Genomic DNA, 24,153 nt, shown 5'->3' on the forward strand with positions numbered 1-24,153 from the left:
GCACGGCGGGCAGAGCCGGTTCAGACGTTGAAGCGGAACTCCACCACGTCGCCGTCGCGCATCACGTAGTCCTTGCCCTCGATGCGGGCCTTGCCCGCGGCCCTGGCGGCGGTCATCGAGCCGGCCTCCACCAGGTCCTCGAACGAGATGACCTCGGCCTTGATGAAACCGCGCTGGAAGTCGGTGTGGATGACCCCGGCGGCCTCGGGGGCGGTCGCGCCCTTGCGGATCGTCCAGGCCCTGGCCTCCTTGGGCCCGGCCGTCAGGTACGTCTGCAGGCCGAGCGTCTCGAAGCCCACCCGGGCGAGCTGGGCGAGGCCCGACTCCTCCTGGCCGACGGACTGCAACAGCTCCAGCGCCTCGTCGTCGGGCAGTTCCACCAGCTCGGACTCGATCTTGGCGTCGAGGAACACGGCCTCCGCCGGGGCCACGAGCGCCGAGAGCTTGGCCCGCAGGTCGGTGTCGGTCAGCTCGTCGGCGTCGAGGTTGAACACGTACAGGAACGGCTTGGCCGTGAGGAGGTGGAGCTCGCGCAGGTCGGCGAGGTCGATCCCGGCCGCCTTGCCCCCGGCGTACAGGGTCGTGCCGGTGTCGAGCAGCTTCGCCGCGGCCTCGGCGGCCTCCAGCAGGACCTTGCGGTCCTTGTTGTTGCGCGCCTCCTTCTGCAGGCGGGGCAGCGCCTTCTCGATCGTCTGCAGGTCGGCGAGGATCAGCTCGGTGTTGATCGTCTCGATGTCGCGCTCCGGCGCCACCTCGCCGTCCACGTGGGTGACGTCGGGGTCGGAGAAGACGCGGATGACCTGGCAGATCGCGTCGGTCTCGCGGATGTTGGCGAGGAACTGGTTGCCCCTGCCCTGGCCCTCCGACGCGCCCTTCACCAGGCCCGCGATGTCGACGAACTCGACCTTGGCCGGGAGGATGCGCGCGGAGCCGTAGATCTCCGCCAGCTTGTCCAGACGGGAGTCCGGCACGCCGACGATGCCCACGTTCGGCTCGATCGTGGCGAACGGGTAGTTGGCCGCGAGGGCGTTCCCGCTCTTGGTCAGGGCGTTGAAAAGCGTGGACTTGCCGACGTTGGGCAGGCCGACGATGCCGATGCTCAGGCTCACGTACCACGAGTTTAGGGGTCTCGGGGGGTGCGCCTGACATCGACGGCCTCGTGGTCCGGCTCGGCCCGCCCGCAGGCGCGCCTCCCTGTTTGGGACGCCAATGCCTGAAATCATCCAGACCGTGGATGTCGTGGCGCTCGCACTGGGACTGGTGATCGGGGTGGTGGTCGGCGCGGCCCTGGCCGGGATGCGGGCCGCGGGCCGGACCGCCCAGGCGGCCGCAAGGGTGGCCGAGGCCGAGGCCCGGACGCGGGCGGCCGAGGACAAGGTGTCCTACATGGAGAACCAGCTCACCGAGCGGTTCCAGGCCCTCTCCGCGCACGCCCTCGACGTGGCCAACCTGCGTTTCCTCGAACTCGCCGAGAACCGGCTCAACACCACCAGGGCCGAGGCGGCCGGGGATCTCGACCAGCGCAGGCAGGCGGTCGAGAACCTGGTCGCGCCGCTGCGGGAGACGCTCGCCAAGGTGGAGAGCCAGCTCAGGGAGAGCGAGTCGGGCGCCCGCGCCGCCCGCGCCGAGCTGAGCAAGCAGATGGAGTTCGTACGGGAGAGCTCCGATCGGCTCAAGGCCCAGACGGACGCGCTGGTGCGGGCGCTCCAGCGGCCGGAGGCCCGGGGGCGGTGGGGAGAGCTCCAACTGCGCCGGGTCGCGGAGATCGCCGGGATGGCCCGCTTCTGCGACTTCGACGAGCAGGTGAGCGCCGTCACCCGTGACGGCGTGGTCCGGCCCGACATGGTCGTACGGCTCAGCGGCGGCAAGAACATCGTCGTGGACGCGAAGGTCTCGCTCGCCGCCTACCTGGAGGCGGCCGAGGCCGCCGATCCCGCGTTCGCCTCGGCCCGGCTGGACGCCCACGCGCGGCACGTACGCGAGCACGTCGACCGGTTAGCGGCCAAGTCCTACTGGCAGGCGTTCAACCCGTCGCCGGAGTTCGTGGTCCTGTTCATCCCCGGCGAGGCGTTCCTCGCGCCGGCTCTGGAGCGCGACCCGGGGTTGCTTGAGTATGCGATGCGCCGGCGCGTCCACATCGCCACGCCCACGACGCTCGTCACGATGCTCCGCACCGCGCAGTACGCCTGGCAGCAGACGGCGGTCAGCGAGAACGCCAAGGCCGTCTTCGATTTGGGCAAGGAACTGTACGAGCGGCTCGGCGGCCTCGGACGGCACGTGGACAACCTCGGCAAGGCGCTCACGCGAGCGGTCACCGCGTACAACCAGACGGTCGGCTCGCTGGAGAGCCGCGTGCTGGTCAGCGCGCGGAGGATGAACGACCTCGGTCTCGTGGACTACGCGCTCGACGCCCCGTCGGCGGTCGAGGAGGTCCCCCGGCCGGTCGCCATCCCCGAACTCGAAGGTGAAGAGCGGGTAAGCCCCCCTCCCCCGCATCGTCAGAACGGTAAATTGACGCGAGACTTGTCGTAAGGGGGGCCCGATGACAGGCACCGGTCGAGCGGGGCTGCGGCTGACCGCTCGGGGGGCGATCGTCATGCTCTTCGTGATCACTTTGGTGGGCATGCCGTTCCTGCCCGGACCCGCGTTCGTGGCCGGGTGCCTGGCGGCGGTCCTGTTGGTGCGTCCCCGCGATCTGCTGCCGCTGGTGGTGACGCCTCCGCTGGTCTTCTTCGCCGCGGCGCTGCTGGTGGAGCTCGTGCGGGCGCTCGGCTCCGCGTCGACGCTTCCGACGTTCGGGCTCGGGATGTTCACCGCGCTGTCGTCCGGCGCGCCGTGGCTGTTCCTCGGGTCCGCGCTGGCGCTGGGCATCGCGTGGGTGCGCGGCCTGCCCGACAATGTGCGGGAGTTGCGCGGCGCGCCGGCGCCCGAACCGACGTCGGCGTCCCGCTTCCGTTCACGCCGTGGCCGGGCCCACACGTTCGACCCGGAGCCTGAGGGTTACTTCGAGCCCCGGGTGTACGGCAGGGCCGCCGACGAGTGAACGCGGATCGTTGCTGAACCGCTGCTAGACCGCGCGAAGATCCCTGCGCAGCTCGTGGGGCAGGGCGAACCGCATGCTCTCCTGCACCGACTCGACCTCCTCGACGTCGGTGAAGCCGTGGTCGGCCAGCTTGGCGAGCACGCCCTGCACAAGGTCCTCCGGGACGGAGGCGCCGCTGGTCAGGCCCACCGTACGCACGCCCTCCAGCCACTCGTCCCGTACGAACGAGGCGTCGTCGACCAGGTAGGACGCGGCGGCGCCGTAGTCCTTGGCGACCTCGACCAGCCGCTTGGAGTTGGAGGAGTTGGCCGAGCCGACGACGATGACCAGGTCCGACTCGGCGGCGATCTGCTTGACCGCGGTCTGCCTGTTGGAGGTGGCGTAGCAGATGTCGTCGCTCGGCGGGTCGATGAGGTTGGGGAACCGTGTCCGCAGCCGCGCGACAGTCTCGGTGGTCTCGTCCACCGAGAGGGTCGTCTGGGAGAGCCAGACCACCTTCTCCGGGTCGCGTACGGACACGCTCTCGACGCCGTCGAGCCCGTCGACGAGCTGGACGTGCTCGGGCGCCTCGCCGGCGGTGCCCTCGACCTCCTCGTGCCCCTCGTGCCCGATGAGCAGGATGTCGTAGTCCTTGGCCGCGAACCTCTTGGCCTCGTTGTGCACCTTGGTCACCAGAGGGCACGTCGCGTCGATGGTCCGCAGCCGGCGGCTCGCGGCCTCCTCGTGCACGGCGGGCGCGACGCCGTGGGCGGAGAAGACGACGATGGCCCCCTCGGGGACCTCCTCGGTCTCCTCCACGAAGACGGCGCCGCGCTTCTCCAGCGTCTTCACGACGTGGGTGTTGTGCACGATCTGCTTGCGTACGTAGATGGGCGCGCCATACTGCTCCAGCGCCCGCTCGACCGCTTGCACCGCTCGGTCGACGCCCGCGCAGTAACCGCGGGGCTTGGCGACCAGGACACGGCGGGTCGCTGAGGTCTGCACGTCCATGTTCCTATGCTATGTGGAACGCGAGCCACCTCTTGACCCTGGTCTTGCAAGACTGGGTGTACCAGATACGCATCTCCCCGGGAGCCGAAATGTCCGTCCTTAGAGCAATAACGACCGTTCTTCAGACCGCTCTGAATGGGGTCGGACAGGCGTTGCTGGCCGGCGACAAGATCAAGTCCACTCTCAAGGAGCGCTTCGCCGGTGGCGAGGCGCAGGACGGCGAGCGCCGCGAGACCGCAGAGACGCCCGAGGGGGCACGCGCCGAGGCAGCGCGAAACGGAGCAGTAAGGACCGAGGAGGGCACCGAGCAGGCCGCCGGGGAACGGCCCGCGCGCCGGGAGCCCGTCATCTTCGCGCCCCGCCCGAGCAAGACCGAGAAGGCCGAGAAGACCGAAAAGGTTGCGGAGGCCGAGAAGGCCGAGGCCGACAAGACCGACGCGGTGACGGCCGAGGCACCGGCCACACCGGCCACGGAGACGGCCCCCGCCCAGGCATCTGCCGCAGGGAGCGCCCCCACTGAGGCTCCTGCCGGGGCTCCTGCCGCGGAGACCGCCCCTGCCGAGGCACCTGCCGGGGCTCCTGCCGAGACGCCGGTCGCGGAGACCGCCCCCGTCGAGGCACCTGCCGGGACCCCTGCCACGGACGCCGCCCCTGCCGAGTCTCCCGCTGCGGCGTCCGCTGCGACCGAGGCGGCGCCCGCCGAGACGCAGGCCGCCACGACCACCCCTGCCCAGGCGCCGGTCGCGGAGAGCGCCCCCGTCGAGGCACCCGCCGCTACCGGGGCACCTGCCGCCGAGACCACCCAGGCTGTTGAGGCCGGGGAGGCCGGGGAGGCCGTCAAGCCTGCAGAGCCCGTCGCGACCGAGCCGGAGGCCGAGGCCGCCCCGGCCGCGCCCGCCGCGCCGAAGAAGCCGCGCACTCGTCGCAAGGCCGCCGCCGAAACGGCGGAAACCCCCGCAACCGCCGAAACCACTGAGGCCACCGCGACCTCGGCGACGGCGGGAACCCAGGAGGAGGCCGCGCCCGCCGCCGCTGCCGCCCCGAAGAAGCCGCGCACCCGCCGCAAGGCCACCGCCGCCGAAACCCCCGAAGCCACCGGAGCCACAGAGGCCGCCGAGAGCAGCGCCGAGAGCGGCACCAAGAGCGCCAAGAGCGCGGCCGCCGCGCCGAAGGCCACCAGGACGCGCAAGAAGCCCGCCGCCGCAGCGGCCGAGCCGGCTGCGCAGCCCGCGCAGTCCACCGAGCAGCCCGCGCAGCCCGTGGAGCAGCCGGCGGCAGTGAAGACGACCGTCGAGACGACCGCCGAGACGGCGGAGCCGCTGCCGGGCTACGCGAACCTCTCCGTGGCGTCGCTGCGGGCCCGGATGCGCGGCAGGTCGGCCGAGCAGGTGCAGGCGCTGCTGGACTACGAGCAGGCGCACCTGAACCGCCCCGAGGTGGTCCGGATGTTCCAGAACCGGCTGGCCAAGCTCCAGTCCGAGTCCTGATCCCGGACCGCGCCCGCCCGGCCCACACCCGGGCGGGCTCATGCGCGGCTCTATGCGCACGGCCTTATGGCGAGCGCCCTCCAGTACCCGCCCGGTCTACACCCGCCCGGCCCCACACCCGGGCGGGCTCATGCGCGGCTCTATGTGCATGGCCTTATGGCGAGCGCGCTCAAGTGCCTGCCCGACCGGCCCACGCCCCCTCGGCCCACGCCCGGACGGTCCACGCCGTACGGCGCCATCCGCCGGTCGCCCGGGAAATGTCGGCGGGTGCGGCTAGCCTGCAGGTGCGAGCCGGTCCAGGCGAGGAGGGCACTTGAGCGCGAAGACGTCTCCTGAGGCGCCGCTGCCGATCAGGTCGGTGCTGCAGATGGTCGCCCAGTGGATCGGCAAGCTGGGCACCGTCTGGGTCGAAGGGCAGATCACCGAGCTGACCGCCCGGGGCGGCACCGTCTTCATGACGCTGCGCGATCCCGTGGCCAACGTCTCGGCGCGGATCACCTGCGCCCGGGGCGTGTACGAGGCCAGCGTGCCGCGTCCCGTCGACGGCGCACGCGTCGTGATGCACGTCAAGCCGGACTTCTGGGTCAACAAGGGCTCGTTCGCGTTCACGGCCCTGGAGATCCGCCCGGTCGGCATCGGCGAGCTGCTGGCCCGGCTCGAACGGCTCCGCCAGGTGCTGGCGGGCGAGGGCCTGTTCAACGTCGACAGGAAGAGGCGGCTGCCGTTCCTGCCGGGCACCGTCGGGCTCATCTGCGGGCGCGACTCGGCCGCCGAGCGTGACGTGCTGGAGAACGCCCGCCGCCGCTGGCCCGCCGTCCGGTTCAAGGTCGAGCAGGTCGCCGTCCAGGGGTCGTACGCCGTGGGCGAGGTGACCGAGGCGCTGCGCAGGCTCGACGCCGACCACGAGGTCGATGTGATCATCATCGCCAGAGGCGGCGGCTCCCTGGAAGACCTGCTGCCGTTCTCCGACGAGTCGCTGGTGCGGGCCGTCGCGGCCTGCCGTACGCCGGTGGTGAGCGCGATCGGACACGAGCAGGACAGCCCGCTGCTCGATCTGGTCGCCGACGTGCGCGCCTCGACCCCGACGGACGCGGCCAAGAAGGTCGTGCCCGACGTGGGCGAGCAGCTCACGCTCGTCCACCAGCTCAGAGACCGGGGCCGCCGGGTGCTGCGGGGCTGGGTCGAGCGCGAGATCTCCTGGCTCGAGTCCGTGCGGTCGCGGCCGTCGCTCGCCGATCCCGTCCGCGAGCTCGACCGGCGTGCCGAGCAGGTCGACGCGCTGCGCGAGCGGTCACGGCGCTGCCTTTCCTCGTCCCTGGACCGCTCGGCCGACTCGCTGGAACATCTCAGGGCCAGGCTGGTGGCTCTGTCCCCCGCCGCCACTCTGGAACGGGGTTATGCCATCGCGCAGCGTCCTTCCGGAGAGGTCGTCCGCCTGGCCTCGGACGTGAAGCCCGGCGACGAGCTCACGATCCGCTTCTCGGACGACCGGGTGACGGTGACCGCCCAGGACGCGTGATCCGGGGACGCGCAGCCGGAGCCCCGGGCGCTCGGGCCGGATCGCGCCAGGTCGGGCCAGATCAGGCCGGGTCGGGCCGGATCGCGTCAGGTCGGGCCATCAGGCCAGGTCTCGTCAGATCATGAGACGCACGTTGTATGCCTCGAGCCAGGCGTTGATCTGCAGGATGCCCTCCAGCGAGGTCCGGGCGCCCTGCAGGCTGACCGCGCCCACGGGCTGGTCGAGGATCCTGCGCACCTTCGCCGCGTCCACCAGGCCCTTGATCGGCGGGTCGCCGTCGAGCACGCGGGCCACCTCGGCACGCAGCGCGCGCTCGTACGCCGGGTCCTGCGTGGAGGGGTAGGGCACCTTGCGGCGCTCGACCACCGAGCGGGGCAGCAGGTCGGCCGTCGCGGCGCGCAGGAGGCTCTTCTCATGCCCGTCGAAGGTCTTCATGGACCAGGGGGCGTTGAAGACGTACTCGACCAGGCGGTGGTCGCAGAACGGCACCCGGACCTCCAGGCCGACGGCCATGCTCATGCGGTCCTTGCGGTCGAGCAGGATCTGCACGAACCGGGTCAGGTGCAGATAGCTGACCTCGCGCATCCGCTTCTGCAGCCCGGTCTCCCCCGGCACCCGGGGCACCTCGGCCAGCGCCCGCTGGTAGCTGTCGGCGCGGTAGGCCGGGAGGTCGAGCTTGCCGAGCAGGTCCTCGTTCAGGAACTCGCCCAGGGTGGCCAGCCCCGTCGGGCCCTGCATGGCGAGCCACGGGAAGGTGCCGGAGTCGACCGCCTCGGGATCGTGGAACCACCGGTAGCCGCCGAACACCTCGTCGGCGGACTCCCCCGACAGCGCCACCGTCGAGTGCTTCCTGATCGCCTTGAAGAGCAGGTAGAGCGAGGTGTCCATGTCGCCGATGCCCAGCGGGAGGTCCCGTGCCCGCAGGACGGCCGCGCGTACGGCGGGGTCCATGAGGTCGGCCGAGTCGAGCACGATGTCGGTGTGATCGGAGCCGACGTGCCGCACGACGTCGTGGACGTACGGAGTGTCCGGGGTGTCGCGCATGTCGTCGGCCTGGAAGTTCTCGCTGTAGCCGGCGAAGTCGACGGAGAACGACCGCACCGCGCCCTTCCCGGCCAGCGCGCGGGCCGCGAGCGCGGTGACCGCGCTCGAGTCGAGCCCGCCGGACAGCAGCGTGCACAGCGGCACGTCGGAGATGAGCTGCCGCTCGATGATGTCTTCGAGCAGCTCCCGCACAGTCCTGATGGTCGTCTGCAGGTCGTCGGTGTGCTCACGCCCCTCCAGCCGCCAGTAGCGGCGCTTGCTCAGGCCCTCGCGGCGCACCTTCACCACCTGGCCGGGCCGCACCTCGTACATCCCCCGGAAGACGGCGCACTCGGGCGTCTTGACGAAGGACAGGATCTCGCGCAGGCCGTCGGCGTCGACCACTCGTTCGGCGAGCGGGTTGGCCAGGATGGCCTTGGGCTCGGAGCCGAACAGCACCCCGTGAGGCATCGGGTAGTAGTACAGGGGCTTGATCCCCATGCGGTCGCGCACGAGCAGCAGTTCCTCGCTGCGGAGGTCCCAGATGGCGAAGGCGTACATGCCGTTGAGCCGGGAGGCGAAGTCCTCGCCCCATTCGAGGTACGCCTCCAGGACGACCTCGGTGTCGCTCTGGGTGCGGAAGCGGTGCCCACGCTGGATGAGCTCGGCCCGCAGCTCCCTGAAGTTGTAGGCCTCGCCGCTGTAGGTGAGCGCGGCCACGACCTCGCCGCCGGCGTCGGCGATCATGGGCTGGCGCCCGCCCTCGATGTCGATGATGGCCAGCCGCCGGTGGCCGAACGCGGCATGCGGAGCGAGCCACATCCCTTCGGCGTCGGGCCCCCGGCACGCCATCGTGTCCGTCATGGCCTGCACGGTCTCCCGCTCGCGACGAAGGTCGCGTCCGAAGTCCACCCAGCCGCTGATTCCACACATGAGGATGACCCCCCGATCATCGCCCTCGAAAGTGGTTAGTCCTTCTAACTAACAGACAATGTCTACGTTTTATGCCCAAAACGGACAGATCTAAGAGGCCGCGGAGTGTCGGTGCCGGCCTCTAAGGTGGGGACGTGGCTGAGGACAAGCAGACCCCGCCGGACAAGCGGACCGCGTCGGGCAAGGCGACCGCGTCTGACAATGCGACCCCGTCGTACGAGCAGGCCCGCGAGGAGCTGACCGAGGTGGTGCGCCGCCTGGAGACCGGGGGGCTCACGCTGGAGCAGTCGATCGAGCTGTGGGAGCGGGGAGAGCGGCTGGCGGCGATCTGCGAGGAGTGGCTGCAGGGCGCCCGCGCCAAACTGGCCGCCGCGATGGCCCAGCGCCAGGAGCCCCAGCCGAACGGCCCCGAGGAGGCCCCCTTCTGACCGTCCCAGACCTCCCAGAGGGCGGCGAGCCGCCGAGTGGCCGGCGGAGACGGCCGTCGGGCACGCCGAGGTCATCGTGCACGGCTGCACTCCCCCGGCGTGACGGCAGAAGAGACCCGGGCTCAGCCCGACGACGGCACGGGAGAGGGCTTGGGCTGCGGGGCGAGGGTCCGGGCGAGGGCGGTCAGCTCGTCCCAATCGGCCGTCCCGGTGACGACCACGGCGTGATCGGGGAAGACCCGCACCAGCGACCGCTGGTTCTTGTCCTGGCGGAACCGCTCCTCCCAGGTCGCGCCGTCGATCTGCCGGCTCCCGCCGGGCTTGTCGGTGTTGGCCATGCGGTTCACGAAGTCCGCGGACGGCCTCTCGTCGCTCTGGGCGAGCATGGCGTGCTGCCGCTTGGCGGTCGCGAACCCCAGCCGCCACGTCACGACGCCGTTCTTGTCGGTCAGCGACGTGCTGTTGGGCACCCAGTCGGGCAGCACCTGGCTCGGGGCGACGACCTCGTACGACGCCGCGCGCGCCGCGTTGACCCGGTCGATCGAGAAGTCCACCCGGGGGATGTGCTCGGTGCGGCTCTGCGGCGTGACGAGCAGGAACGCTCCGACCGCGGCGAGGCAGACGAGGAGCGCGAACGCGTAGCCGTAGATGCCCTGGGTGAATCGTCCCACGTAAGGCGAGACTAGTCGGTGGGGTGGGCGGTGGCCGTACCGGCCGTCAGGGGTGCCGAATTTCGCCGATGATGCGAAGAGCGTCCTCGGCGATCCTCCGGGCGTGTTGCGGGTCTTCGGACAGGGTGACCTCCTGCACGACGGCCGCCAGGGCGCCGGTGACGACGACGACCAGGGCGTCCTCGTGCTCGAACAGCGCGGCGGTGCGCCTGGCCCACTGCCGGAGGCGGTCGCGCATGATCACCTCGAACCCGGGCGGGGCGTCGCCGCGGAGGAAGAGCGCGGCGAGATCGCGCTCTTCGAGGCAGCCCTCCAGGTAGGCCCGGGCGGCGGCGAGGAACTGGGGCATGGGGTCGGTCTCCCCGGCCGCCCGCGCCTCCTGCACGGCCTGCCGGGTGCGCTGGGTCTGCCGCTTCTGGAACTCCTCGAACAGCGTCAGGTAGAGGTCGGCCTTGCCGGAGAAGTGGTGATAGAGGCTGCCGACGCTGGCGCCTGCCCTGGCCACGACGTCGGTGACGCCCGCCTCGGCGAAGCCGCTCGTGATGAACGTCTCCTTCGCGGCGTCCAGGAGAGCTACCCGGGTCGCCGCGCCGCGCTCCGACGTGCGCATCGTCACTGGTCGTTCGGTGTCGCCGCTCATGCGGCGACGATATCCCCGGCCCGTGCGTTCCGGGGGGCCGCGCCCGCAAATGGCCTCCTACCTGGCCCAACAGGTTCAGACCAATCGGACAAGAACCGGTTCGCGAACTACGATCGCTGGAACGGCACCTACCTAAAAGGGGACAAATGGCTGATCACGTACCGGCCGCTCTCGCGACGGGGGAACGCGCACCCGACCGCAACCTGGCCCTGGAACTGGTCAGGGTGACCGAGGCCGCTGCCATGGCCGCCGCGCGCTGGGTGGGACGCGGCGACAAGAACGGAGCGGACGGCGCCGCGGTGAACGCCATGCGCCAGCTGATCAACACGGTCTCGATGAAGGGCGTCGTCGTGATCGGGGAGGGCGAGAAGGACAACGCCCCGATGCTGTTCAACGGCGAGGAGGTCGGCGACGGGACCGGCCCCGAGTGCGACGTCGCCGTGGACCCGATCGACGGCACCCGGCTGTGCGCGCTCGGCATGAACAACGCGATCTCCGTGATCGCGGTCAGCGAGCGCGGCTCGATGTACGACCCGTCGGCGGTCTTCTACATGGAGAAGCTCGTCACGGGCCCGCAGGCGGCCGAGCACGTGGACATCAACGCCCCGGTGGCCGACAACATCCGGGCCGTGGCCCGGGCCAAGGGCGCCAAGCCGTCCGACGTCACCGTGGTGGTCCTCGACCGGCCCCGGCACGAGCGGATCGTCAAGGAGATCAGGGAGACCGGTGCCCGGATCCGCTTCATCACCGACGGCGACGTCGCCGGCGCGATCATGGCGGCGCGCAACGGCACCGGCGTCGACCTGATGCTCGGCATCGGCGGCACGCCCGAGGGCATCGTCGCGGCCTGCGCGCTCAAGTGCATGGGCGGCGTCATCCAGGGCAAGCTGTGGCCCCGCGACGAGGAGGAGCGCCTCAAGGCCCTCGACGCCGGGCTCGACCTCGATCAGGTGCTCACCACCGACGACCTCGTACGCTCCGACGACGTGTTCTTCGCCGCGACCGGCATCACGGACGGCGAGCTGATGCACGGCGTGCGGTTCCAGGGCGGCGCGGCGGTGACGCACTCCCTCGTCATGCGGGGACGGTCGGGCACGATCCGCAAGATCGAAAGCGAGCACCAGCTCTGGAAGCTCGGCGCCTACAGCGCCATCAACTTCGACACCGCCGTATAGGACCTCAACTGCCGAACAGGCGGCGGCGGGGGCGCTTCGGCGAGCGGGCGACGACCCTGCCGCCGAAGACGAACCCCGCGAGCTCGATCACGGGCGCGTCCGGCGCGAAGTCGGTCGCGCCCGGCGGGAGCCGCACCTCGTTCCTGAACGACCGGACGCGGGCGTCCGGGGCGGTCACGATCCGCACGCCCTCGGGCACCGTCAGGTTGACGGTGCCGGCCATGACGGCGAGCTGCACCACCACGTGCCGCGACTGGAGCAGCGCCTCGCACAGGTCCATCGTGACCGTGCCGCCGAGGGACGTCACCGGCACCTGGGAGGGCACGACCCACCGGCCGCCGCGGGTCTCCGTACGGAAGAAGGCGGTGACCGGGCGGCTGTCCATCCGGAACGGCTGGCTCTCGGGCGGCAGCAGGTCGACGGTCAGCTCGGCCAGCTCGCCGAGGGTCCTGGCGGCCCAGACACGCTCGATGCGTTCCTCGTGCTCCAGCGGCGTGAGCCGCCCGTCGGTGACGGCGTCCGTGAGCACCTCTACGATCCGCTCCCGGTCGGCGTCCGAGGCCCGCAGCAGGGAGGGGTCGGGCGTGTCCGGAGTGCGCTGCGCGAGGAACGCGGAGATCCACTTCACGGCTGAGGACTCGCTGCTGCTCACATCTTCGAGAGTAAGCGGTCCGCGTACGACGGTCACCATGCGGCGCTACGCCCGGCATCGCCCTCCCGGAATTGACCGGGGACTTCATGGCCACTTAGCGTGAGGAGCGTGGTCGCGGGGGCGGTGACACGGCAGGTCGGCAACCTTCCAGCCGACCTGACGAGTTTCGTCGGCCGAAGGCATGAGCTGGCCGAGATCAGGCGGCTGCTTTCGGTGTCGCGCCTGGTGACCCTCACGGGCGTGGGCGGCGTGGGCAAGACCCGGCTGGCCCTGCGGGCCGCCGCCGAGCAGCGCCGCGCGTTCGACAGCGTCTGGCTGGTGGACCTCAGCACCGTCACCGATCCCGCGCTCGTGGCGGAGACCGTGGCGGCGACCATGGGCGTGCGGGACGAGACCGCGGACTGCCCGCTGGACGCGCTGGAGCGGGTGCTCTCCTCGCAGCGGACCCTGCTCGTGCTGGACAACTGCGAACACCTGCGTGACGCCTGCGCCGTGCTCGCCGACCGGCTCCTGCGGGCGGCCCCCGAGTTGCGCATCCTCGCGACGAGCAGGCAGTCGCTCGGCATCACAGGCGAGCATCGGATGAAGGTCTCGCCGCTGCCCGTCCCCGAGCCGGACCGGCCGCTCAACCGCAGATCACTGGAGTTGTACGACGGGATCAGCCTGCTGACGGAACGGGCGGCGGCCGTCCTGCCCGGATTCGCCGTCACCGAGGACAACCAGGCGGCCGTCGCCGAGCTGTGCCGCCAGCTCGACGGCATCCCCCTGGCCATCGAGCTCGCCGCGGTGCGGCTGCGGGCCCTGTCGGTGAACGCGCTCGTCGAGCGCCTGCGCGACCGCTATCGCCTGCTCACCGGAGGCAGCAGTGCGGCCGTGCCACGTCAGCAGACCCTGCACGCGCTGGTCGACTGGAGCTTCCAGCTGCTGCCCGCGGCGGAGCGGACGCTGTGGACCCGGCTGTCGATCTTCCCCTCTCACTTCGACCTGGACGCCGTCGAGGCGGTGTGCGCCGGCGACGGCATCGAACGGGACGACGTCCTCGACCTGCTCGACGCGCTGCTGGACAAGTCGCTGCTCCTGCGTGAGGAGCACGAAGGCACGGTCCGCTATCGCATGCTCGACACCCTGCGCGAGTTCGGCCGCATGCGGCTCGGCGGGCCCGCGGAGCGCCGGGCGCTCCAGCGGCGGCACCGGGACCACTATTTCCTGCTGGCGCGGCAGGCGGCCGCCGAGTGGTTCGGCCCCGACCAGTCCTCCTGGCTCAGGCGGCTGAACCTGGAGCACGCGAACCTGCGCACGGCGATGGACTTCTGCCTGCAGGAGCCCGGCGAGGCGGAGACCGGGCTGCGGATGGCCCTCTGCCTGAACGACCCCTGCTGGCTGGCCAACGCCTTTTACAACGAGGGCCGTCACTGGCTGGACCGCATGCTGTGGGCGGCGCCCGAGCCCACCGTCCTGCGGGCGCTGGCGCTGTGCGCCGACACGGAACTGGTGCTCATCCAGGGGGACATCGACAGGGGCCGGCGGCTGCTGGCCGAGAGCCGGGCGCTCGCCGAGGGCCTGGGCGACCCGGAAGTGCTCGCCCACACGTCCCTGATGGCCGGAATGACGGAGCACTACTCAGGCGACTACGCGAAGGCGAACCGGCTGCTCGAACGGGCGGTCGCGGAGGAGGAGGCCGTCGGAACCCTGAGCGGCCTGCTGACCGCCCTCATCACGTTCGCGGCCGATGTCGGCTACCTCGGCGACCATGCCCGTGCCACGGAGCTGTTCGAGCGCGCTCTCGCGCTGACCGAGGCCCACGGCGAGCGCACCGGCCGGGCCTGGGTGTACACGATCTTCGCCATCGACCTGTGGCAGGCAGGGGAGAACGCCCGAGCGCTGGCGATGGCACGCGAAGCCCTCCTTCTCACCCGCAACCTGGGCGACCGGCTGAACATCGCGATGAGCATGGAGGTCATCGCCTGGGTGCAGGCCGGCGAGGGCCGGCACGCTCTCGCGGCCCGGCTGCTCGCGGCTGCGGAGGAGATCGGCCGTTCCGTGGGCATGACGCCGTGCCGCGACAAGCGGTTCACCGAGTTCCACGGGCGGTGCCTGGACGATCTCCGTACGCGTCTGGGCGACCGGGCCCTGAGCCGCGAGACCCGCAGGGGGCAGCGGCTGACGATGCACGAGGCGATCGAGGAGGCGATCGGCGACCGGGCCGAGCGTGAGCCCGCGCGCGTGGACGAGACGGTCGCGGAGGCCGAGCCCACCCCGCCCGAACACCCCGCGGCCGCGGCGCCGGCGGCCGAGCCGTCCCCGCTCACCCGGCGTGAGCAGGAGATCGCCGAGCTGATCGCCCAGGGGCAGAGCAACAAGGAGATCGCCTGCTCCCTCGTCATCTCGCAGCGCACCGTGGAGGGCCACGTCGAGCACATCCTCGACAAACTCGGCTTCGCCTCCCGGGCCCAGATCGCCGCCTGGATGGCCGCACGCAGGGCGGGCGGCAGGTCCTGACCGGCGCACCCCATTGACCGGGCGGGTGGCGGCTCCTACGCTGGCCGAAACTTGAACCCCCCTCATGTTCGTGGAGGCCCACGATGCCAGTAGAGGACACGGCGTCGGCGCGGGGCACGGCCCCCGCTCCCCGCGACCGGCAGGCGCGGCTCGCCACCTTCGCGGTGTTCTTCGTCCAGGGCCTCACCTTCGCCACGCTGCTCACCCAGGTGGCGGCGCTGCAGAAGAAGCACGGCCTGACCGACGGCGAGCTGACCATCCTGCTCCTCGTCGTCCCGGTCATCGCGGGGGCCGGGAGCGCGCTCGCCGGCGCCGCCGCGTCGCGATGGGGCAGCCGCCTGATCCTGCGCGTGGTGCAGCCGGTCGCCTGCGCCGCCGTCGTGCTCGCGGGCCTCGCCCCCAACGTCCCCATGCTGGTGGCGGCCAACATCCTGTTCGGCCTCGGCCTCGGCGGGGTGGACGCGGGCATGAACATGCAGGGTGTCGCGGTCGAACGTGAGTATGGCCGGGCGGTGCTCACCGGGTTCCACGCGCTGTGGAGCGTGGCGGCGGTCATCGGCTCGGTGTGGGCCTCCGCGGCGGCCACCCTCGATCTCGGCCTGCCCGTCACGTTCGCCATCGCCCTCGTGCCGGCCGCCGCCGTCTCCGTCCTCGCGTCGCTCTGGCTCTACCGGCCGGAGGAGGAGCACCGCGCGGCCCCGGCCCCCGCCAAGACCACAGACCAGACCGCGAACGCGGCCAAGCCGGCCGGCGTCGCGTGGCGGCCGATCATCCCCCTGTGCCTCGCGATGGCGTTCCTCTACGTCGGCGACTCGTCGGTCTCCAACTTCGGCACCGTCTTCATGGACAAGGTCGTGCACGCCTCGGCGACCGTGATCCCGCTGGCCCTGGGTGCCTACCAGCTCACCACGTTCCTGGTGCGGGTCGGCGGCGACTTCGCGGTGCGCCGTTGGGGCCCGGCCGCCATCGTGCGCGCCGGAGGCACCGTCGCGACGCTGGGCTTCGTCGCGATCGTGGCCGCGCCGACCGTGCCGCTGGCGATCGCGGGCTTCGCCCTCACCGGGATCGGCCTGTCCGTCGTCGCCCCGCAGTCGTTCTCCGCGGCCGGCCGCCTCGACCCCGCGGGCACGGGCGTGGCGATCGCCCGCGTCAACATGTTCAACTACGTCGGGTTCATCGTCGGAGCCGCGCTCGTCGGCGGCCTCGCCGACGCCTCCGGCTATCGGGTCGCCTTCGGCGCGCCGCTCGTCCTCGCCGCCGCGATCATCCTGCTCGCACGCGGCTTCCAGCCGCGCAAGGCCGAACCGGCCGCCACGACCACCGTCGTCACTCCCTGACGCCCCCTCCGGCGTTCTTCGCCAGGACGCGTACGGCCTCGGCGACACGGTGGGCGGGCAGGCGGGCGAAGCCGATCACCAGCCCCGGCGATCCGTGCGCCGAGGTGACGACCTCCGTGGTCAGGCCCGCGGCCCGGGCGGCCTCGGCGAGGCCGCCCGGATCACCCCCGCCCTCGGCGTTGACCTCGGCATAGAGGTGCAGCCCGGCCGAGATGCCGCGCACGGTCATCCCGGGCAGGTGCTCGGCCAGCGCTCCGACGAGGGCGTCCCTGCGCCGCCGATATTCCCTGCGCACCCGGCGCAGGTGCCGGTCGTACGTCCCGCCCTCGATCAGGTGGGCGAACACGTACTGGTCGACGACCGGCGAGCCGAGGTCGGACTCGCCGCGCGCGAGCCGTACGGCACGGGCGACGTGCGGGGGCGCCGCGATCCAGCCGAGCCGCAGCCCCGGGGCGAGGGCCTTGCTCACGCTGCCGGCGAGCACGACCCGGTCGGGCGCGAGGCCCTGCAGGCATCCGACAGGGTCGCGGTCGAAGCGGAACTCGGCGTCGTAGTCGTCTTCGAGCACGAGAGCGCCCGTGTCGGCCGCCCACTCGACCAGCGCGGCGCGGCGGGCCGGGGACAGCACGACGCCGGTCGGGTACTGGTGCGCGGGGGTGACCATCACGGCGTCGGCGTCGTCCGGCAGGGCCGCGACGACGATCCCCTCATGGTCGACGGGCACGGGGACGATCTCCGCCCCGGCCCGCCGGAGCAGCGGAAGCATGCGCGTGCTCGTCGGGTCTTCCACGGCCAGCACGACGCGCCTGCCCCGGTCGCGCACCAGGGCCTCGACGACGAGGCTGATCCCCTGGGCCACCCCTGTCATGATCACCAGATCGTCCGGTGAGGCGTCGGCCGCGCGCACCCGGCCGAGGTACGCGGCGAGCTCGCGGCGCAGGGCCGGCACGCCGCCGGGGTCGCCGTAGTCGAGCCCGTCGTTGGGCAGCGTGGCCAGCACGTGCCGGACGGCCGCCAGCCATGCCTGCCGGGGAAACAGGCCGAGGTCCGGCGACGTGGGCCGGTGGTCATAGTGGGGCCGGCCGTCCTCCCGCCGCTCTCCCTGCCGCTCGGGGGTGGCCTGCCGCCCGGCCCCCGCCATGACCCCTGCCGCCACGCCTGCCCCGACCCTGGCCGCGACCCTCGTGCCCGCGCCCGTTCTCGATTCGAGCAGCCCCTCGGCCACGAGCTGCTCGTACGCCTCGACCACGACGCCGCGCGACAGGCCGAGATCGCGGGCGAGGTCGCGGGTCGCGGGAAGACGGGCGCCGGGGACGAGCCGCCCGGACCGGACCGCCTCGCGCAGCTCGCGGGCGATCTGCCCGGCGAGCCCGCCCGCGGCCCTGTCGACCACGAGATGAAGATCGGCCATTGGTCCACTCTAACGGCGGCCGATTGGACCAGCAGTAAGGACCAAGCCGTCCCTAGCATCCCTCGCATGAACACTCATGTGGCCGGAGCCGCGGGTGCGATGTTCCTCGTGGGGACGTTGGCGGCGGTCTCCGGCGTCATCGAGGACTATCCGGTCTATGGAGGGCAGGCGGTCCGCTACGCCCTCGCCGCCGTGGTCATGCTCGCCGTCGCCCGGGCGCGCGGGCTCGGCCACGTACGGCTCCGCCCGCGTCAGTGGGGGTTGCTCGTCGCGATAGCCCTGACGGGGCTCCTGCTGTTCAACCTCTGCGTGGTCGAGGCGAACCGCGCGGCCGGGCCCGCGCTGCCCGGCATCGTCCTCGGCACGGTGCCGCTGGCGCTCGCACTGGTGGGCCCGATCTTCACCGGCGCCCGGCCCTCCCCGCGCGTCGTGGCCGCGGGTCTGGTGGTGGCCGCCGGGGCCACTCTGGCGACCGGCGCCGGCAGCGGGAACCTGCCCGGGCTGCTGTGGTCGCTGGGCGCCCTGGTCTGCGAGCTGTGCTTCTCGCTGCTGGCGCTGCCGCTGCTGCCGCTGATCGGCCCTCTCAGGCTGTCGGCGTGGACGGCCGCGCTGTCGGTGCCGTTCCTGCTGGTCACCGGCCTCGTCCTGGACGGCCGTGACATGCTGCGCGTCCCGACCGCCGCGGAGGCGGGTGGTCTCGCCTACCTCGCGCTGGTGGTGACGACCGTGGCGTTCTTCCTGTGGTATCGCTCACTGCCTCACCTGGGCCCGGACCGGGCCGGGCTGTTCGCCGGGGTGGTTCCCGTCGGGGCGCTCACGACGGCCGCCCTGCTGGGGATCGCCGTCCCTTCTGCGGCCGACCTGGCCGGAGCGGCCCTCGTGATCAGCGGGATCGCCCTCGGGCTCCGGTCACCCGCTCGGGGTGCTCGGCGCGCTCGGCGTGCTCGGTCTCCTCGGTCTGCTCGGGGCCCCGCTCGGCCGGCGGCGGCTCCTCGCTCGGCGTCCGCCGCCTCCCGGGAGGGGTCCACCAGGTGATCTCGCCCTCCTTCACCTGCCGCAACACGAGCGTCAGCAGCGACACCGCCAGGCCCACGAGAATGCCGATCGCGAAGACGACCATGACCCATACTTCGCCATGCATGGCCCCTCCTCTCTCTGTCCTCTGTGTTATTTATCCATATTTATGATCGAATATCCGGTTTGAAGTTGTTCAAAACGAACGCATGGCCCGGGCATGATGACCATCGCCCGCGAGCCGTACGCTGTGCAAAGACCATGGGCGGCTCGCGGGGCGGGCACGCCCGACCAGGCAGACCACGAGGAACCGAGGACGATGCCGGAGTTCGACTACACCGACCTGCTCCCGCTTGGACCGGACGAGACGGAGTACCGCCTGATCACCAGCGAGGGGGTGCGGGTCACCGAGGCCGCCGGGCGCAGGTTCCTGGAGGTCGAGCCGGAGGCCCTGCGGCTGCTCACCGAGACCGCGATCCACGACATCTCGCACTACCTGCGGGCCTCCCACCTGGCCCAGCTCCGCAAGATCGTCGATGACCCCGAGTCGAGCGGCAACGACCGCTTCGTCGCCCTCGACCTGCTCAAGAACGCGAGCATCTCGGCCGGCGGCGTGCTGCCGATGTGCCAGGACACCGGCACCGCGATCGTCATGGGCAAGCGCGGCAGGCACGTGCTGACCGACGGGCGCGACGCCGAGCACCTCAGCCGCGGCGTCTACGACGCCTACACCAAGCTCAACCTGCGCTACTCGCAGATGGCCCCGCTGACCATGTGGGACGAGAAGAACACCGGCTCCAACCTGCCGGCCCAGATCGAGCTGTACGCCGAGGACCCCAACGGCCACCCGGACGAGTACAAGTTCCTGTTCATGGCCAAGGGCGGCGGCTCGGCCAACAAGTCGTTCCTCTACCAGGAGACCAAGGCGGTGCTCAACGAGAAGCGCATGCTCGCCTTCCTGGAGGAGAAGATCCGCTCGCTCGGCACCGCCGCCTGCCCGCCGTACCACCTGGCGATCGTCGTGGGCGGCACCAGCGCGGAGTACGCCCTGAAGACCGCGAAGTACGCCTCGGCCCGCTATCTCGACTCCATCCCGACCGAGGGCTCCCCGAGCGGGCACGGCTTCCGCGACCTGGAGATGGAGAAGAAGGTCTTCGAGCTGACCCAGAAGCTGGGCATCGGCGCGCAGTTCGGCGGCAAGTACTTCTGCCACGACGTACGCGTCATCCGGCTGCCCAGGCACGGCGCGTCGTGCCCGGTCGCCATCGCGGTGAGCTGCAGCGCCGACCGGCAGGCGCTCGCGAAGATCACGCCGGAGGGCGTCTTCCTCGAACAGCTGGAGACCGACCCCGCCCGCTTCCTGCCGGACACGACCGACGAGCACCTCGGCGGCGACGTCGTCAGCATCGACCTCAACCGCCCGATGCCGGAGATCCTCGCCGAGCTGAGCAAGTATCCGGTGAAGACCCGGCTGTCGCTCACCGGCCCCCTCGTCGTGGCCCGCGACATCGCCCACGCGAAGATCGCCGAGCGGCTCGACGCCGGCGAGGACATGCCGCAGTACATGAAGGACCACGCCGTCTACTACGCCGGCCCGGCCAAGACCCCCGAGGGCTACGCGTCCGGCTCCTTCGGCCCCACCACCGCCGGGCGGATGGACTCGTACGTCGAACGCTTCCAGGCCGCGGGCGGCTCGATGGTGATGCTGGCCAAGGGCAACCGGTCGAAGCAGGTGACCGAGGCGTGCCAGAAGTACGGCGGCTTCTATCTCGGCTCGATCGGCGGCCCGGCCGCCCGGCTCGCCCAGGACTGCATCAAGAAGGTCGAGGTCCTGGAATATCCGGAGCTGGGAATGGAGGCGGTCTGGAAGATCGAAGTCGTGGACTTCCCCGCCTTCATCGTCGTCGACGACAAGGGTGACGATTTCTTCGCCGACACCACCGGTCCCGTCCTTACCATCGGAAGGCGCTGATCTGCGGGGAGGTTGTCAGGATCTTTGACAGAAGATCTCAACAATTTCCCGGCATGGTCTCTACAGGTCGCACTACACAAATCGGTAAGCTGCCACCCATGCGTGCGCCGTCCGGATACTTGCTAGCCGCGCGCTATCGGCTGATCGAGCCGGTCGGGCGCGGCGGGATGGGCACTGTGTGGCGCGCGCGTGACGAGCTGCTCGACCGCGAAGTGGCTGTCAAGGAGGTGCGGCTCCCGCTGGTCCTCGACGAGGAGCTGCGGGCGGAGCTGTGCGCGCGCACCGAACGCGAGGGCCGGGCGACCGCCATGGTCGCCCATCCCTCGGTCATCACGGTCTTCGACGTCATCACCGAGGACGACCGCCCCTGGATCGTGATGGAGCTGCTCAGGGCGCGGTCGCTGGAGGAGCTCATCCGCCAGGAGGGCCCGCTGCCGCCGCGCCGGGTGGCCGACATCGGCCGGCAGGTGCTCGGCGCGCTGCGCGCCGTCCACGCCAAGGGCATCCTGCACCGCGACGTGAAGCCCAGCAACGTGCTGGTGACCGACGACGACCGGGCGGTGCTGACCGACTTCGGGCTGGCCGCCCTGGAGGGCGACGCCTCCATCACCCAGGCCGGGATCGTCCTCGGCTCCGCCGGATACATCGCCCCGGAACGCGTCCTCGGCGACAAGGCGAGCCCGGCGGCCGACCTGTGGTCGCTGGGCGCCACCCTCTACACCGCCGTCGAAGGCCGCGGCCTGCACGGCCGCCGTACGGCGGCGGCCGCGCTCGCGGCGCTGACCAGCGGCGCTCCGATCCCCATGGACAAGGCGGGCCCGCTCGCCCCTGTCCTGCGCGGCCTGCTCCAGATCGACCCCGCGGCCCGGCTCGACGGAGTCCGCGCGGCCCACGCCCTGTCCAGGATCGCGGCCGGAGGCACGGCCGACGACCCCTTCGCCTCCCCGTTCCGCACCGGCCGGCCCACGCCGCCGCCCACCGCCCCGCAGCCCACCGCCCCCGAGACCCGCAAGCCGCCGCAGCGCAGCCAGCGGGGACAGCACCGGGCCGAGTCGCGCCCCGCGCCCAAGGTCACCCCGCGCGACCGCGACTCCGGGCCCCACCGCCAGCAGTGGCCGTACGGCCAGCCGCACCGGCCCGGGGAGCACGTGCAGCCGCAGGCGTACGATCCGTACGCCTCGGGGCGGTACGACCTGCACGGCCCGCACGGGCAGTCCGGACAGTACGGCCAGTTCGGTCAGAGCGGTCAGCTCCGGCACAGCGGATCCACCGGGTCCCACAGCGGCCCGTACGGCGGCTCACACGGGGGCTCGCACAGCGGTCCGCACGGCGGTTTCTATGGGGGCTCACACGGGGGCGCGTACAGCGGCCCTCACCAGCAGTCCGGGCAGCCGCACCAGCGCGGTTATCCGCGTGACTACGGCTACTCGCGGGAGGCGCCGTCCGTGCCGTCCCAGCGGCGGCGGCCAAGCGAGGGCCTGCACCGCAAGCCGTCCGAGCCCGCCTTCCACCAGGTCGTGCGCAGTCCGATGATGCGGCACGTGGCAAAAATGATCAAGCTGCTGCTCCCCCGCCGGTATTGGCCGCGAATCTTCATCAAGTAACCAGAAAGCGATTTCCAAGGCAGAATCGCTATCTTTCTAGATATGCCGGAACAGCACCCTGGGCCACTCGCCGACCGCTATGAGCTGCGCACCCGCATCGGACGGGGGACCATGGGCACCGTCTGGCGAGCGTACGACCGGTCGCTGGGCCGGGAGATCGCGGTCAAGGAGATCCGCCAGGACCCCTCGCTCAGCCCCCGGCAACGGCAGGAGCTGCGCGAACGCATGATGCGCGAGGGCCGCATGGCCGCGCGCGTCAGCCATCCCTCCGTCGCCACCATCCACGACGTCATCGTGTCCGACGGCATCCCGTGGATCATCATGGAGCTCGTCGAGGGGCGCTCGCTGGAACAGGTGATCGACGAAGAGGGCCCGCTGCCGCCGCGTCTGGTCGCGGAGATCGGCTACGACCTGCTCGGCGCGCTCCGCGCCGCCCACGCCCAGGACATCCTGCACCGCGACGTCAAGCCCGCGAACGTGCTGCTGACCGAGACGGGCCGAGTCGTGCTGACCGACTTCGGCATCGCCAAGGCGCTCGGCGACCACGCGCTCACCCAGACCGGCATGGTGATCGGCTCGCCCGGATACACCGCCCCGGAGCGAGCCCGGGGCGAATACACCGGCCCCGAGTCCGACCTGTGGTCACTCGGCGCGACGCTCTACTTCGCCGTCGAGGGACGCCCGGCCTATGAACGCGCGACCGTCGGCGAGACGCTGGCCGCCCTGATGACGGAGGAGGCCGACCCGCCCGCGCAGGCCGGCGCCCTGCGGCCGGTCCTCGACGGGCTGCTCGTGAAGGACCACACCGCGCGCCTCACCCCTGAGCGCGCCGCCGCGATGCTCCGCCTGATCGCCGACACCCCCACGGGCTCCATTCCCGCCGTCCCCCCGGCACCCGCACGCGACGCGACGGCGCGTCCGGACGGCAACGCCTCGGCCGCCCGGCCGGCCGGGGGCAACGTGCCCGAGGACGACGATGACGACGCTAACCGCACAATGGTCGTCCCCCGCCCCCCGGCGCCCCCCCGCCCCCCCGCCCCGCCTCCGGGCGGCGCCAGGAACGGCACCACAGGCAACACCGCAGCCAAGCCCGTCGGCAGGCCCGAGCACGCCCCCGAGCGCGTTTCGGAGGCCGCTTCGGGGGCCTATTCCGGGGGCACTTCCGGGAGCGCTTCGGGGAGCGCTTCCGGGGGCGGGGACAGGCACAGCACCACGGTGCCCGGCAGGCTGCCCGGCTCTGGGCCCATGACGCCCCCGCCGCCCGGCCCCGGCTCAGGGAACAGCTTCGGGAGCAGCTTCGGCAATGGCCCGGCGCCAATGCCAGGGCCTCACCCTGGCCCGCAGCCTGGCGCTTTCCCGCCCGGGGCCATGCCGCCCGGTGCCATGCCGCCCGGAGGCGTGCCACATGGGGCCTTACCGCCGGGGGATGGGGTTCCGGGGAAGCCGCCCAGCCTGGGCACGGACCTGTTCGCGATGCAGAGTCCCTCCGGCCCGGACGCCAAGACGCAGGTCCGGGTGCTCGTGACGATGGGAGTCGCGCTCTTCGGCGTCCTCGCGCTGATCCTCCTGGGCGTCTTCATCTTCGCGAAGTGATCGTCGCCCCGGACCTCCGGGCACCGTCGGCCAGATGTCCACGGACTCTGGCCCGGCCTGTCAGTGCTGTTGAGCATCCAGACGCCACCAACTAGGCGACCCGAGCCCTGGCCCGGTCTGTCAGTGCTGTTGAGCGCCCGGATACCGCCGACCACGTGACCC

General features: G+C 71.7%; 19 protein-coding genes. 12 read left to right on the plus strand and 7 right to left on the minus strand.

Features of this window, described 5'->3' with window-relative positions; genetic code table 11:
* Positions 1–20 precede the first annotated feature (20 nt).
* Positions 21–1,109 (minus strand): redox-regulated ATPase YchF, encoded by a 1,089-nt coding sequence (gene ychF, locus FLV34_RS06045; protein ID WP_142650347.1) that lies wholly within the window; start codon positions 1,107–1,109, stop codon positions 21–23.
* Between the two features lie 100 nt (positions 1,110–1,209).
* Here ychF and FLV34_RS06050 point away from each other — a divergent pair, with 100 nt between their 5' ends.
* Together FLV34_RS06050 and FLV34_RS06055 are read left to right on the plus strand one after the other, a co-directional pair.
* Complete coding sequence (locus FLV34_RS06050; protein ID WP_205830786.1) at positions 1,210–2,532, plus strand: DNA recombination protein RmuC; 1,323 nt, start codon at positions 1,210–1,212, stop codon at positions 2,530–2,532.
* Positions 2,533–2,542: 10 nt separating this feature from the next.
* Positions 2,543–3,043 (plus strand): DUF6542 domain-containing protein, encoded by a 501-nt coding sequence (locus FLV34_RS06055; protein ID WP_142650346.1) that lies wholly within the window; start codon positions 2,543–2,545, stop codon positions 3,041–3,043.
* Between the two features lie 24 nt (positions 3,044–3,067).
* On the opposite strand, the gene FLV34_RS06060 is transcribed toward FLV34_RS06055, so the two are convergent.
* Complete coding sequence (locus FLV34_RS06060; RefSeq protein ID WP_142650345.1) at positions 3,068–4,033, minus strand: 4-hydroxy-3-methylbut-2-enyl diphosphate reductase; 966 nt, start codon at positions 4,031–4,033, stop codon at positions 3,068–3,070.
* A gap of 152 nt (positions 4,034–4,185) precedes the next feature.
* On the opposite strand from FLV34_RS06060, the gene FLV34_RS06065 reads away from it, so the two are divergent.
* Both FLV34_RS06065 and xseA read left to right on the plus strand, forming a co-directional pair.
* A complete protein-coding gene (locus tag FLV34_RS06065; protein ID WP_147942572.1) occupies positions 4,186–5,520 on the plus strand; it encodes a hypothetical protein in 1,335 nt (444 codons plus the stop codon).
* Between the two features lie 313 nt (positions 5,521–5,833).
* Positions 5,834–7,039 carry an exodeoxyribonuclease VII large subunit gene (xseA, locus tag FLV34_RS06070; protein WP_147942573.1) on the plus strand — a complete coding sequence of 402 codons (1,206 nt, stop codon included), beginning with the start codon at positions 5,834–5,836 and terminating at the stop codon, positions 7,037–7,039.
* 114 nt (positions 7,040–7,153) lie between these two features.
* On the opposite strand, the gene asnB is transcribed toward xseA, so the two are convergent.
* Positions 7,154–8,995 (minus strand): asparagine synthase (glutamine-hydrolyzing), encoded by a 1,842-nt coding sequence (gene asnB / locus FLV34_RS06075; protein ID WP_147942574.1) that lies wholly within the window; start codon positions 8,993–8,995, stop codon positions 7,154–7,156.
* A 134-nt stretch (positions 8,996–9,129) separates the two neighbouring features.
* On the opposite strand from asnB, the gene FLV34_RS06080 reads away from it, so the two are divergent.
* A complete protein-coding gene (locus FLV34_RS06080) occupies positions 9,130–9,423 on the plus strand; it encodes an exodeoxyribonuclease VII small subunit (protein ID WP_142650341.1) in 294 nt (97 codons plus the stop codon).
* Positions 9,424–9,545: 122 nt separating this feature from the next.
* Here FLV34_RS06080 and FLV34_RS06085 read toward each other — a convergent pair whose 3' ends face one another.
* Together FLV34_RS06085 and FLV34_RS06090 are read right to left on the minus strand one after the other, a co-directional pair.
* The gene (locus FLV34_RS06085; RefSeq protein ID WP_142650340.1) at positions 9,546–10,094 is read right to left on the minus strand and encodes a DUF4245 domain-containing protein; all 549 of its coding nucleotides are present in this window, start codon (positions 10,092–10,094) and stop codon (positions 9,546–9,548) included.
* A 46-nt stretch (positions 10,095–10,140) separates the two neighbouring features.
* Positions 10,141–10,734 carry a TetR/AcrR family transcriptional regulator gene (locus FLV34_RS06090; protein ID WP_142650339.1) on the minus strand — a complete coding sequence of 198 codons (594 nt, stop codon included), beginning with the start codon at positions 10,732–10,734 and terminating at the stop codon, positions 10,141–10,143.
* A 146-nt stretch (positions 10,735–10,880) separates the two neighbouring features.
* Here FLV34_RS06090 and glpX point away from each other — a divergent pair, with 146 nt between their 5' ends.
* Positions 10,881–11,909, plus strand: a complete 1,029-nt coding sequence (gene glpX / locus FLV34_RS06095; RefSeq protein ID WP_142650338.1) for a class II fructose-bisphosphatase — start codon at positions 10,881–10,883, stop codon at positions 11,907–11,909.
* Between the two features lie 4 nt (positions 11,910–11,913).
* Here the strand turns inward: glpX and FLV34_RS06100 are convergent, their stop codons facing one another.
* Positions 11,914–12,561, minus strand: a complete 648-nt coding sequence (locus tag FLV34_RS06100; RefSeq protein ID WP_260617424.1) for a DUF1707 domain-containing protein — start codon at positions 12,559–12,561, stop codon at positions 11,914–11,916.
* A gap of 108 nt (positions 12,562–12,669) precedes the next feature.
* On the opposite strand from FLV34_RS06100, the gene FLV34_RS06105 reads away from it, so the two are divergent.
* Entirely contained in the window at positions 12,670–15,060 is a 2,391-nt protein-coding gene (locus FLV34_RS06105) for a LuxR C-terminal-related transcriptional regulator (protein WP_261985673.1), read from the plus strand.
* An 83-nt stretch (positions 15,061–15,143) separates the two neighbouring features.
* Entirely contained in the window at positions 15,144–16,397 is a 1,254-nt protein-coding gene (locus FLV34_RS06110; RefSeq protein ID WP_147942575.1) for an MFS transporter, read from the plus strand.
* Here the strand turns inward: FLV34_RS06110 and FLV34_RS06115 are convergent.
* Positions 16,387–17,808 carry a PLP-dependent aminotransferase family protein gene (locus FLV34_RS06115; protein ID WP_147942576.1) on the minus strand — a complete coding sequence of 474 codons (1,422 nt, stop codon included), beginning with the start codon at positions 17,806–17,808 and terminating at the stop codon, positions 16,387–16,389. The two genes, FLV34_RS06110 and FLV34_RS06115, sit on opposite strands and share 11 nt — an antisense overlap.
* Before the next feature lie 66 nt (positions 17,809–17,874).
* Here FLV34_RS06115 and FLV34_RS06120 point away from each other — a divergent pair, with 66 nt between their 5' ends.
* From FLV34_RS06120 to FLV34_RS06135, 4 genes are all read left to right on the plus strand, one after another.
* On the plus strand, positions 17,875–18,843 hold the full coding sequence (locus FLV34_RS06120; protein ID WP_147942577.1) for a DMT family transporter: 969 nt from the start codon (positions 17,875–17,877) through the stop codon (positions 18,841–18,843).
* A gap of 298 nt (positions 18,844–19,141) precedes the next feature.
* On the plus strand, positions 19,142–20,794 hold the full coding sequence (locus FLV34_RS06125) for a fumarate hydratase (RefSeq protein ID WP_142650333.1): 1,653 nt from the start codon (positions 19,142–19,144) through the stop codon (positions 20,792–20,794).
* 98 nt (positions 20,795–20,892) lie between these two features.
* Positions 20,893–22,398: a serine/threonine-protein kinase gene (locus FLV34_RS06130; protein ID WP_147942578.1), complete on the plus strand. Its 1,506-nt coding sequence runs from the start codon at positions 20,893–20,895 to the stop codon at positions 22,396–22,398.
* Between the two features lie 42 nt (positions 22,399–22,440).
* The gene (locus FLV34_RS06135; RefSeq protein WP_147942579.1) at positions 22,441–23,991 is read left to right on the plus strand and encodes a serine/threonine-protein kinase; all 1,551 of its coding nucleotides are present in this window, start codon (positions 22,441–22,443) and stop codon (positions 23,989–23,991) included.
* Positions 23,992–24,153 lie beyond the last annotated feature (162 nt).

It is taken from the genome of Microbispora sp. CSR-4, assembly GCF_008033685.1.
Classification (GTDB): domain Bacteria; phylum Actinomycetota; class Actinomycetes; order Streptosporangiales; family Streptosporangiaceae; genus Microbispora.

Excerpts from the sequence above, each read along its gene's own strand:
- FLV34_RS06050 (WP_205830786.1), top strand. The coding sequence starts at position 1,210 with ATGCCTGAAATCATCCAGACCGTGGATGTCGTGGCGCTCGCACTGGGA.
- FLV34_RS06055 (WP_142650346.1), top strand. The coding sequence starts at position 2,543 with ATGACAGGCACCGGTCGAGCGGGGCTGCGGCTGACCGCTCGGGGGGCG.
- FLV34_RS06060 (WP_142650345.1), bottom strand. The coding sequence starts at position 4,033 with ATGGACGTGCAGACCTCAGCGACCCGCCGTGTCCTGGTCGCCAAGCCC.
- asnB (WP_147942574.1), bottom strand. The coding sequence starts at position 8,995 with ATGTGTGGAATCAGCGGCTGGGTGGACTTCGGACGCGACCTTCGTCGC.
- FLV34_RS06090 (WP_142650339.1), bottom strand. The coding sequence starts at position 10,734 with ATGAGCGGCGACACCGAACGACCAGTGACGATGCGCACGTCGGAGCGC.
- glpX (WP_142650338.1), top strand. The coding sequence starts at position 10,881 with ATGGCTGATCACGTACCGGCCGCTCTCGCGACGGGGGAACGCGCACCC.
- FLV34_RS06110 (WP_147942575.1), top strand. The coding sequence starts at position 15,144 with ATGCCAGTAGAGGACACGGCGTCGGCGCGGGGCACGGCCCCCGCTCCC.
- FLV34_RS06115 (WP_147942576.1), bottom strand. The coding sequence starts at position 17,808 with ATGGCCGATCTTCATCTCGTGGTCGACAGGGCCGCGGGCGGGCTCGCC.
- FLV34_RS06120 (WP_147942577.1), top strand. The coding sequence starts at position 17,875 with ATGAACACTCATGTGGCCGGAGCCGCGGGTGCGATGTTCCTCGTGGGG.
- FLV34_RS06125 (WP_142650333.1), top strand. The coding sequence starts at position 19,142 with ATGCCGGAGTTCGACTACACCGACCTGCTCCCGCTTGGACCGGACGAG.
- FLV34_RS06130 (WP_147942578.1), top strand. The coding sequence starts at position 20,893 with ATGCGTGCGCCGTCCGGATACTTGCTAGCCGCGCGCTATCGGCTGATC.
- FLV34_RS06135 (WP_147942579.1), top strand. The coding sequence starts at position 22,441 with ATGCCGGAACAGCACCCTGGGCCACTCGCCGACCGCTATGAGCTGCGC.